This is a genomic window from Chitinophaga flava (genome assembly GCF_003308995.1).
Taxonomy (GTDB): domain Bacteria; phylum Bacteroidota; class Bacteroidia; order Chitinophagales; family Chitinophagaceae; genus Chitinophaga; species Chitinophaga flava.
The window spans coordinates 3757744-3768360 of record NZ_QFFJ01000002.1; the positions used below are offsets into that span (position 1 = coordinate 3757744).

The following is a 10617-nucleotide window of genomic DNA, read 5'->3' on the forward strand; positions in this document are numbered from 1 at the left end:
AGGAGAAGAAAGATCAGCTGCAATTATTATCAGTCGGGCATTTCAGAACCTATTTTCCTCGCGGTGGCCTCTCTGAAATAATAGTATCCGGTAGCGATATCGAAGATGGCCATACCCATTGGGTTGAACATCACTACTTCCGGAGTTGTGTGTTGTTTCAGGGCATCGTTACAAACAATATCGGAGATGGAGAGCGTATCGTTTTTCTGCAATCCTTTCACCTTATGCATATTCTCGATGTCTGTGTTCTGGCGGCATACTTCGTCCCAGTCGTCTACCACGATCACATCTACCTGATCTTTCATATCCACTTTGTAGTCACGCAGGGAAACGTTGAGCTGAAGAGAGCCACTACGCGGCGTTTTATCGATATAGGGAGCAGCGGAAACGGTACAGGTCATGAAGATATCCGCATCACTGTAGGCTTCTTCCCAGGTGCCGGCTACTTCCACGAGGTGTTTGATTTCAGGGTCAACCTGTTCTTTATCAACGCCGGCAATATCGTGGAGGTAAATTTTTTCTATGTTATCTCCCAGAATAGCGGTCACCATTTTAAGGTGCATTTTTCCGATGGGGCCAAAGCCGTTGATGCCAACAGTCAGTTTCCTGTTGATGGTATTGGCTTCCAGGTATTTGACGATCATCAGGCCGGATACGGCGGCTGTTCTTACCGCGCTGATCAGCGAAGTGTTGATGATACAAAGTGGAATACCACTATCGTGTTCATTCAGGACGGTAACGGAGTTTGCCCGGAGTTTGTTTTTGTAGATGTTGTCCGGAAAACTGGCTATCCATTTGATTCCGGCCATGGGCTGGTTTCCGCCGAGATAGGCGGGCATAGCAATGATTCTGTTTTTCGGATCGCCATACCGCAGATAGGGTTTGATAGGCTGGGAATAATCGTTCTGGTGGAGGGCGGCCACGGATTCACTGATTACTTCTGTGAGTTTTTTCCAGTCAAATCCGACAGCCCTGATGTCATCAGCATTCAGATAAAGCATATATATTTCTTTAAATCATGAAATCATCCTTGTGCAGAAGTGGCGGGTTGCAGTTTTTCAGCCAGCTGGTCTACCCATTCCTTGTCGTAAATAGTATCCAGGTAGGTATGTCCTTTATCCGGGAAGATGAGCAGGGACTGGGGTCTGTCTGTATGCTCGCTATATTTCGCATAGTTTTTTGCGGCCAGATATACAGCGCCGGAAGAAGCACCTGCAAAGATGGCTTGTTCATTGAGCAGTTCGTGGCAGCCTTTGATGAGGTCGAGTTGTGAAACGATCACCACATCATCGATGAGGGCATTTTCGATGATGGGTGGTATTTTGCTGGCGCCGATGCCGGAGATATAGCGTTTGCTCCCTTCTTTGCGGAAGATCACGGAGCCTTCCACATCCACGCCAATGATTTTGATCTCTGGTCTTTTCTGTTTCACACTTCTGGAGATCCCTGTGATGGCGCCACTGGAGCTCACGGCGATGAAGATATAGTCTAGTTTATTGAAGGAAGTGATGATCTCGTGTCCGAGGCCGTAGTAGCCTTTGTAGTTGTTGGGGTCAGCGTACTGATCTGCGATGAAAGCGTTGTCCATACCGGCATACAATTCATTCACTGTATCTATTCTGGTGAGCAGGTAACCACCGGTATGATCTCTTTTGGTCACCTTCACTACTTTGTAGGAGGTGAGGTTGAGCAAAGCCTCGTATGCTTTATTGATATTGGGGTCGATGACCGGGATAAATTTCAGGTGTAATCTTTTACAGATGGAAGCCACGGCTATAGCGAGATTTCCGGAGCTGGAGGCGATGATGGTAGTACCTTCGTTGATGGCGCCGGATTTGATGCCATTGTAGATGATACTGAATGCTGCGCGGTCTTTTGAGCTGCCGGAGAAATTGTTGTACTCCAGTTTGGCGAAGAGATCGGCATGTTCATTTTCCAGGGAGATAAGGGGTGTCTGGCCAATAAAGGCGGCGAGTTTATTAAGTTCAGTTAACATTTATTCGGGATTTAGCGAATTGGAGATGAGAAAATTGAGGGTTTTAGAAATACGGATGACAGAGGCAATAAGATTCCCGTTTCCTGATACAGGAAGGACAGAATAACCGGATAGAATTTTGTTGTTAATGCAAAAGAATTCCCGTCGGGACAGCCAGTGATGCTGAAACCGTGAGCATGTTTCCAAATACGGCGATGACCTGCAGGAAGGGTTTATGCAATACTCTAAGCGCGTTGATTCATTGACATAAGAAATGTGTTTTGGATAGTTAATTATACGGGTTTTCTCACGCTATCACTATCATGGGCGGAGTAGACAATGATAAGGGTTCCTTAATTGTTCATATAATGGTCAAACCTGATGATAGTAATTGAGGCGTTTTGTTACTACCATGAGGCGTTTTGTTACTATCTTTTAAATACTGGGTTCTCTGTACCCATCCGGGATTATATTTTGTGACCGCTGTACCTTTACAATAAGGCTTAATAATTCAGGATCTAAAAACGATTACAAAAGTATACAAGCTAAGTATAAAGGACAATCCCCAAATCAGGTGTTTTTCACACCCCTGAAATTAGGGGGATCTACATCAGACTATTTTCAGTGGCAATTTTTATGACAGCCGCCATACTGTTGACTTTGAACTTCTCCATGATTTTCTTCCGGTGCCCGTCTACCGTATAAGTGCTGATAAACAGCTGCGAGGCGATTTCCTGTGAGGTATTCCCCTGTCCGATTAATGACAGTACCTCTTTCTCGCGGCGGGTGAGATGAGGCAGCTGCAGGGTCAGTTCAGGGCCTTTATTATTGAGCACCTTCTGGGTGCCGGTGCAGAAATAAATACCGCCACCATGTACTTTTCTGATAGCATCCGGTATCTCTTCCATAGGGGTATTTTTCAGTATATATCCACTGGCTCCATTCCCGACCGCAGACAATATGATATTTCTGTCGTTGCTGTTGCTCAGCACTACAATACTCACCTGGTTATACGTTTTTCTGATATCACCGCAGAGCACTATCCCGTTGATGTCTGGGAGATTAATATCGAGCAGGATTATATCCGGCTGAAATTCACGCAGGGCCTGTAAAGTATCTTTCCCGGATGAGACCTGTTTTTCCAGGACCACATCCGGTTCATTCAAGAGCAGGTTCTTCAAACCTTCCAGTACAATAGGATGATCATCGACAGTAATAATCCGAATCATAAATTTATCATATTAAACTTCCCTGGTTATATCCGTCCTTTTTTTTGCGGCAAAACGGATGGAGGCCATTATTTTAATTTACCAGGCAGTGAAAACTCCGGGTTAACATCAGTACTGCAGCATGGCTGCATTCAACATTATGTAGCGGGATATGTGTATAGCATGAGGTAACGGCAAACATCCATCACCTGAGGGTATTTCTCTTTTTTCTTCCAAATCAAACAATAGCATGTATTTCCACACATTGTCGAAGTTTTCATAGTAATAACAAAAGGGTTCTCTCAATTCCCCTCCGGCATTACCGGAGAGGTGTTTTATTTCAATTTACTATCGTGCCTTTAACCGTGTTAACACAGGAGCGTCCATGCTACTGCATTTCGTCCGCCGGAGGTAGATGATGGATGGGGAAAACGCTACTCCAGACTGGTTTCCACGGTACCAGAGATTATTAAACATCCCTGTCCAGGTCAACAATTTATGCTTCAGCAAAATACTACATTCATATTTTGCGGCCTAAAATTAGTAATTCTATTTCTTTTCAAGCCGCACCAGGACAAAAAATATTCATTTTTTTTTATATTCTGCATTACGTGCACTCATCACCGTTACCTACACAGCAGCCGCATGGGCTGAAATATAATGGACGCCCCTGCTACCATAATTCAGCAGAAATAAGTCACTACTGTTAAGTGAATATTATCACTGCAAAGTTTGCTATACTGCACCCATAAAAAACACCTGTTAGTTATGCAAACAATCATCAGATTAATAAAAAACGAATAGCAATAACACCTGATTATCGGTATCCTCACTGCGAAATACGCCTGCGTTTGATTAACCATCACTTAAAACAAATAGCAGCACATAAACCTGAACTTTTTAGTATATTGTGAACAGGAGACCCAAGGACCTGGAATTAAAACAGTAGTGCATGTGTGCGGAGAAGATTCCATCCTTCAATGATAGCAATGGGAGATCAGACTGGCCGTATTGGCCAGCCTGCTTCGATGCCCACAAATGAATATATCCTTCCAAAGTGGCTTACAAGCGTAATTTATTTCAGATAGAAACGGACAGGCTCAATGCTGTAATACCGGCTATATAAGATAACAACACCGCATCAATAGAACAATTTTCCCAGAATCGCGGCCAGGACGAATTACAACAAAATAGGTTTTGACTATAAAATTATAGAATCAATTGATTATGACTATATCTTCAATATCATAATTTTACGGCCTGCACAATACCAGGTGCAAAAGCATGAGTTCATTCCGTACCCAAAACTTTTAAAAATGGAAAAAGAATTAAAAGACATCAGTAAATGCCCGTTTCATAATGGCAGCATGAAGAACAATGTTGGCGGTGGCGGCACCAGAAACCCTGACTGGTGGCCCAATCAGTTAAAGCTCAGTATCCTGCGCCAAAACTCGTCTTTATCCAACCCGATGGGTGAAGATTTTAACTATGCCGAAGCTTTTAAAAGTCTAGATCTGGAAGCTGTAAAAAAAGATCTTCATGCGCTCATGACCGACTCACAGGACTGGTGGCCGGCCGACTTCGGGCATTATGGCCCCTTGTTTATCCGCATGGCATGGCATAGTGCGGGCACCTATCGAGTAGGTGATGGCCGCGGTGGCGCAGGCGCAGGCCAACAACGTTTTGCTCCGCTTAACAGCTGGCCGGATAACGTAAGCCTCGACAAAGCCCGCAGGCTACTCTGGCCCATCAAACAAAAATATGGACGTAAAATATCCTGGGCGGATCTGCTGATCCTCACCGGTAACGTAGCCCTGGAGTCTATGGGCTTCAAAACATTTGGCTTTGCCGGCGGACGTGAAGATGTATGGGAAGCGGATGAAGCAGTTTACTGGGGTGCAGAAACCACCTGGCTGGGCGGTGACCTGCGTTATGCCAATGGTTCGCCTGGTGTGGAAGAAAACCACGGTGTACTGGTATCAGACGAAAAAAATGATGGCAGCACCCACTCCCGCAACCTCGAAAAACCACTGGCTGCCGTACAGATGGGGCTTATCTATGTAAACCCTGAAGGCCCCGATGGCAACCCCGACCCTATCGCAGCCGCCAAGGACATCCGCGATACTTTTGGCCGCATGGCCATGAACGACGAAGAAACCGTCGCGCTGATAGCAGGCGGGCACAGCTTTGGTAAAACCCATGGCGCCGCACCAGCTACCAACGTCGGCAAAGAACCGGAAGCAGCCGGACTGGAAATGCAGGGCCTGGGCTGGCAAAACAGCTATGGTAGCGGCAAAGGCCCCGACACCATCACCAGCGGCCTGGAAGTAATATGGACCCAAACGCCTACTCAATGGAGCCACGCCTTCTTCGAAAATCTGTTCCGCTATGAATGGCAGCTTACCAAAAGCCCCGCCGGTGCACATCAATGGGTAGCCAAAGACGCAGAAAATATTATCCCTGATGCATATGATGGCGCTAAAAAACATTTGCCTACTATGCTCACCACCGATCTCTCTTTAAGACTGGATCCGGTTTATGAAAAAATATCCAGACGTTTTCTGGAACATCCTGATGAATTTGCAGATGCTTTTGCCCGGGCATGGTTCAAACTGACGCACCGCGATATGGGCCCGCGCGCCCGTTATCTGGGCCCGGATGTACCACAGGAAGAACTGCTCTGGCAGGACCCTATTCCGGCAGTGGACCATCAATTAGCAGATGAAAATGATATTGCTGCACTGAAAGCAAAAGTACTGGCCTCCGGATTGAGTGTATCTGAACTGGTATCTACCGCCTGGGCTTCTGCCTCCACCTTCCGCGGTTCCGATAAACGCGGTGGTGCCAATGGTGCCCGCATCCGCCTTGCGCCTCAGAAATTCTGGCAGGTAAACAATCCACCACAGTTGCAGAAAGTATTGGATAAACTGGAAAATATCCAGAAAGAATTTAATGCTGCGCAATCAAATGGTAAAAAGGTTTCGCTGGCGGATCTCATTGTACTGGCAGGTTCCGCAGGTATTGAAAAAGCAGCGAAAGACGGAGGTCATGCTATCACTGTTCCTTTTACACCTGGCCGTATGGACGCTTCACAGGAAAAAACCGATGTAGAATCTATCGGTTATCTGGAGCCGCTGGGTGATGGTTTCCGTAACTACCGTAAAGCAAAATACCCTGTATCCACCGAAGCGTTGCTGATAGACAAAGCGCAGCTGCTCACACTTACAGCACCTGAATTAACGGTACTGTTAGGTGGTATGCGTGTATTAAACACCAACTTTGACGGTTCTCAGCACGGAGTTTTCACCTCCCGTCCGGGCCAGCTCACCAACGATTTCTTCATCAACCTCCTCGACATGAACACTGCCTGGAAAGCCACTTCCGAAGACAGGGAACTGTATGAAGGCAGCGACCGCAATACCGGTAAAACAAAATGGACCGGTACCCGCGCTGATCTGCTGTTTGGCTCCAATGCAGAACTGAGAGCCCTTGCAGAAGTATATGGCAGTACAGATGCGCAGGACAAATTTGTGAAAGACTTTGTAGCAGCCTGGAATAAAGTGATGAACCTGGACAGGTTTGACCTGGCTAAATAATAATACTCAATTATAATCGCAGAAAGCCTCCGGTAACGGGGGCTTTTTTATGCTACCTGCTCCGTAAACAAAACAGCAGGTACCCGGAGATACCTGCTGCACATCACCCATGTCTTGAAAATCAGTAACGGAAGGCTTCCCAGCCAGATATGGCGGCCCTGTTGCAGGTCATGGGCTGTGTTCCGTTTTCACTGGAAACATAGAGCCCATTATTACCACGCAGGGAGATGGAACCATCCGTATTTACCACCCAGTCGAACTTCTCCCAGTCGCCCACACTGGTACGGTTACACGTAATCGGGTTCAGACCGTTTTCGGAGGACACATATTTACCCATGCTCTTCAGGGCTACTTTGCCACCGCCGGCATCTTCTATCGTAAATTGTTCCCAGGCCTGTGCAGCAGCACGGTTACAAGTCATAGCCTGGGTACCGTTTTCGCTGCTCACATAGGCGTTATTAAATCCTTTCAGAGAAATGGTAGAACCAATGGGAGCACTACCACCGCTACTGGACATGGAATACACCCTTACATAATCCACATACATACTGGCCGGCAGCTGGCTTTCATCGATGGTTTGTCCCGGAAAGTCACCGCCCACAGCGAGGTTGAGGATAATAAAGAAAGGATTGTGAAATGCGCCGGTATTATTGATACCATTGAGGATATTGGCAACATGGTACTGAGTACCATCCACAAACCAACGGATAGAACTGGCATCCCACTCTACCGCATATACGTGGTAATCAGTGATGCTGGTAGTTGTAGTGCCGCCGTAGGATGCATGGCCGTTGGAAAACCAGTGGATGGTTCCATAAATGGTGTTGCTGGTATTTACCTGTTCCATAATATCGATTTCACCACATTGGGGCCAGCCTACAGAGCCGATATTATTGCCCAGCATCCAGAAGGCGGGCCATAGCCCCTGCCCGGAAGCCAGCTTGATACGAGCCTCTATACGTCCGTATTTAGTGGTGAAGCGACCGGCCGTATTGAGCCGGGCCGAAGTGTACGGCCATCCGTTCACAGATTGTTTACGGGCCGTAATTACCAGATTACCATTGCTGACAGTGGCATTGGCAGCCTGGTAATACTCTTTTTCGTTGTTACTGGTGTTAGGTCCTGTTTCGAACTGCCACTTACTCCCATCTACACCGCTGCCGTTAAACTCATCAGACCAAACCAGCTGGTAGGATGCGGCGGCAGCCACCTGTGCAGTAGCAGCCTTGCTATCAAGGGGCTGCAAGGTGTTACTTTCTTTTACTTCTTTTTTGCAGGAGGATAATGCGGCTAACAAAAACGCGCCAACGTGGAATACTAAAAATTTTGCTTTCATGGAATTTGCAATTATTATGATGAATGAGGGGTGATGTCGTAGGGTGCTACATATATCCTCAATATCCGTAATAATTCCTGTAACTACTCCACAGTTGACGCCAGCATATATCAAACTTTCAGCAGACCACGAAAGCCCCTGACAGCATAATAGGAAGAGGCACCGTTGTGATATACAAAGACATGATTATAACGACGGTCGGCAAAGAGGGCACCATCCAGTTTTCTGATCTCCGCCGGTGTTTGTATCCAGCTCGATGTTTTCGTATCAAAACTGCCCAGTTGCTGTAACTCCCGGTACTGCTCTTCCGACAAAATGGTGATGCCCATGGCAGCTGCCATATCCATGGCACTGTTTTCCGGCTTATGGGTTTTCCTGGCATCCAGGGCTTCCCGGTCGAAACAAACATTCCGGCGGTCTTTAGGTGTTTCCACTGAACAATCACAAAAGATATATTCACCGGTCTTTTTATCGTAGCCAATAACATCCGGCTCTCCGCCTGTTCTTTCCATTTCATGGAGTGACCACAGCTTTCCGGCATTGGCTTCCAGCTTTTCCTGCACGGCAGCCCATTCAAGCCCTTTGTGGCGATTCATGTTTTTCTCAAAACGGGTTTTCAGGTTACTCATCAGCTCTTTTCCTTGCGCTGAAGACAACTTCATTTTAGGACTGTTCATGCTATCTGAATTTTATCGCTGTTAAACCTGATAAAGATAAAAATTACAATTCATTAAAGCCAACTTAACACATACACAAAATATACAATTAAACAAAAACTGTAAAGAATCCTAACTATAAAGCACACACAGACAAAATAATTTTTCTATCTAACAAAAAAGAACTTATTTTATCTGCAATGAATGTATCCAACAGGAATACATTTGTTATATTCACCCAGACACGCTCAAAATATCCTCTGAACAAGCACTCCCCCGGTAATTCCAATCATTTACCATAACCATCAATAAAAATTAACTCTCCACAACATGCAACGTAACTACGAACGTTTCCTTGGCCCGATTTTCAAACAGGCCCGCAGACTGGACCAGCGGGCAGTATTACCCAGACTCGAAAACATCATCGGAGGCAAAGAAGGTCTCCAGACATTCCTGCATGAAGAACCACCATCAGAAGACCAAACAATCGTTATTCCACCGGAGTTTAACGGGAAAGACTATGTGACCTTTCTCTTGCATATAGATGCAGAGATTGAACACGGACTCATGATCCAATACCTGTATGCAGCCTATAGTCTTGGTGGTCCGCAGGTTCCGACAGACCAGCGGGACACCGTCAGCAGATGGCAGGAAATCATATTGGGTATTGCAAAAGAAGAAATGGGACATTTTGTGTCTGTACAGAATGTACTGAAACTTATCGGGGCGCCCCTCCACTTCGAAAGGCAGGACTATCCATGGGATACCCCATTTTATCCTTTCCCTTTTAAACTGGAACCACTCACACTTAAATCCCTCGCCAAATACGTGTATGCGGAAGCTCCGGCCTCCTTCTTCGTGAACCCGGACCCCATCGCACAGGAGATCATTCATTCCGTTCAGCAGGATGATCCCCATGCCAATACAGTAGGTGCGTTGTTCCATGTATTGCTACAGCTGATACAGGACCCCACCGTTATCAGTGATGAGGTATTCCAGGCCAACACCTACCCTTTCCAGGCCAAGTTTGATGAATGGGGCCGGGGTTATGAGGGAGGTGCAAGAGGCAATGTCCGCCACGGCAGTCCTACCGGCAGCCCCGACGTACTGGTGATGCCGCTTGCCAGCAGAGACGATGCCTACAATGCACTCAATGCTATTGCCGAACAAGGGGAAGACACCACCAATTCAGGCGATGATCCGTCGCACTTTACCCGGTTTTATAACATCTATGTAGAGATGCGGGAATTACTCAAGGAGCACCCGGAGCTCGAGCCTTCCAGAAATGTAGCCATCAATCCATACATTGGCGATGATGTGCAGGACCCTGGCTCCTCTCCTTCCGAAGGGCAGAGCAGCGATGAAGAAAGGGATGTCATCAGCAATCCCACTGCACAGCAATGGGGACATCTCTTTAACCTCCGCTATCGTATGTTGCTCAATTTCCTCACGCATAGTTTTGTACTGGCAGATGGATTAAACATAGCAGGAGCAGTCACCCCCAGAGGTTTGATCATTAATTCCACCTTCGGTGAGATGTATAACCTGCGCAGCATTGCTTCCGAAATGGTGAAGCTGCCGCTTAAAACCGGTATCGGCAATAAACTGGCAGGACCTCCCTTCCTGATCCCCTACACGCTGGAGCTGCCTGTCGGTGAGCATAACCGCTGGCGCACCCATGCAGATCTGATTCAGGCCTCGGGCAAACTGATCACGGCCATGCTGTCGAACCCTGAAATAAGCCACCAGCGCTATCTTCACTCATTAAAAGAAGCAGATGACAAACTGTTTCAGATTATCCAGGACATGCTCGCTGTAAATGCATAATCTTTTACCTCAAAATTCT

The 10617-nt window shown here is 46.7% G+C and carries 7 protein-coding genes; 2 read left to right on the plus strand and 5 right to left on the minus strand.

The genetic code is table 11. The features are described from left to right. Positions 1 to 29 precede the first annotated feature (29 nt). From DF182_RS30090 to DF182_RS30100, 3 genes are all read right to left on the minus strand, one after another. Positions 30 to 1001 (minus strand): 2,3-diaminopropionate biosynthesis protein SbnB, encoded by a 972-nt coding sequence (locus tag DF182_RS30090; RefSeq protein ID WP_113619456.1) that lies wholly within the window; start codon positions 999 to 1001, stop codon positions 30 to 32. Between the two features lie 23 nt (positions 1002 to 1024). Next, positions 1025 to 1996, minus strand: a complete 972-nt coding sequence (locus DF182_RS30095; protein ID WP_113619457.1) for a pyridoxal-phosphate dependent enzyme — start codon at positions 1994 to 1996, stop codon at positions 1025 to 1027. Between the two features lie 584 nt (positions 1997 to 2580). Beyond that, positions 2581 to 3204 carry a response regulator transcription factor gene (locus DF182_RS30100; RefSeq protein ID WP_113619458.1) on the minus strand — a complete coding sequence of 208 codons (624 nt, stop codon included), beginning with the start codon at positions 3202 to 3204 and terminating at the stop codon, positions 2581 to 2583. A gap of 1295 nt (positions 3205 to 4499) precedes the next feature. On the opposite strand from DF182_RS30100, the gene katG reads away from it, so the two are divergent. Then, positions 4500 to 6779, plus strand: coding sequence for a catalase/peroxidase HPI (gene katG / locus DF182_RS30105; protein ID WP_113619459.1), 2280 nt, complete (start codon positions 4500 to 4502; stop codon positions 6777 to 6779). Between the two features lie 121 nt (positions 6780 to 6900). Here the strand turns inward: katG and DF182_RS30110 are convergent, their stop codons facing one another. Together DF182_RS30110 and DF182_RS30115 are read right to left on the minus strand one after the other, a co-directional pair. After that, complete coding sequence (locus DF182_RS30110) at positions 6901 to 8115, minus strand: family 16 glycosylhydrolase (protein ID WP_113619460.1); 1215 nt, start codon at positions 8113 to 8115, stop codon at positions 6901 to 6903. 110 nt (positions 8116 to 8225) lie between these two features. Then, on the minus strand, positions 8226 to 8792 hold the full coding sequence (locus DF182_RS30115; protein WP_113619461.1) for a DUF4256 domain-containing protein: 567 nt from the start codon (positions 8790 to 8792) through the stop codon (positions 8226 to 8228). Positions 8793 to 9101: 309 nt separating this feature from the next. Here DF182_RS30115 and DF182_RS30120 point away from each other — a divergent pair, with 309 nt between their 5' ends. Then, a complete protein-coding gene (locus DF182_RS30120) occupies positions 9102 to 10598 on the plus strand; it encodes a ferritin-like domain-containing protein (RefSeq protein WP_113619462.1) in 1497 nt (498 codons plus the stop codon). Positions 10599 to 10617: the final 19 nt, after the last annotated feature.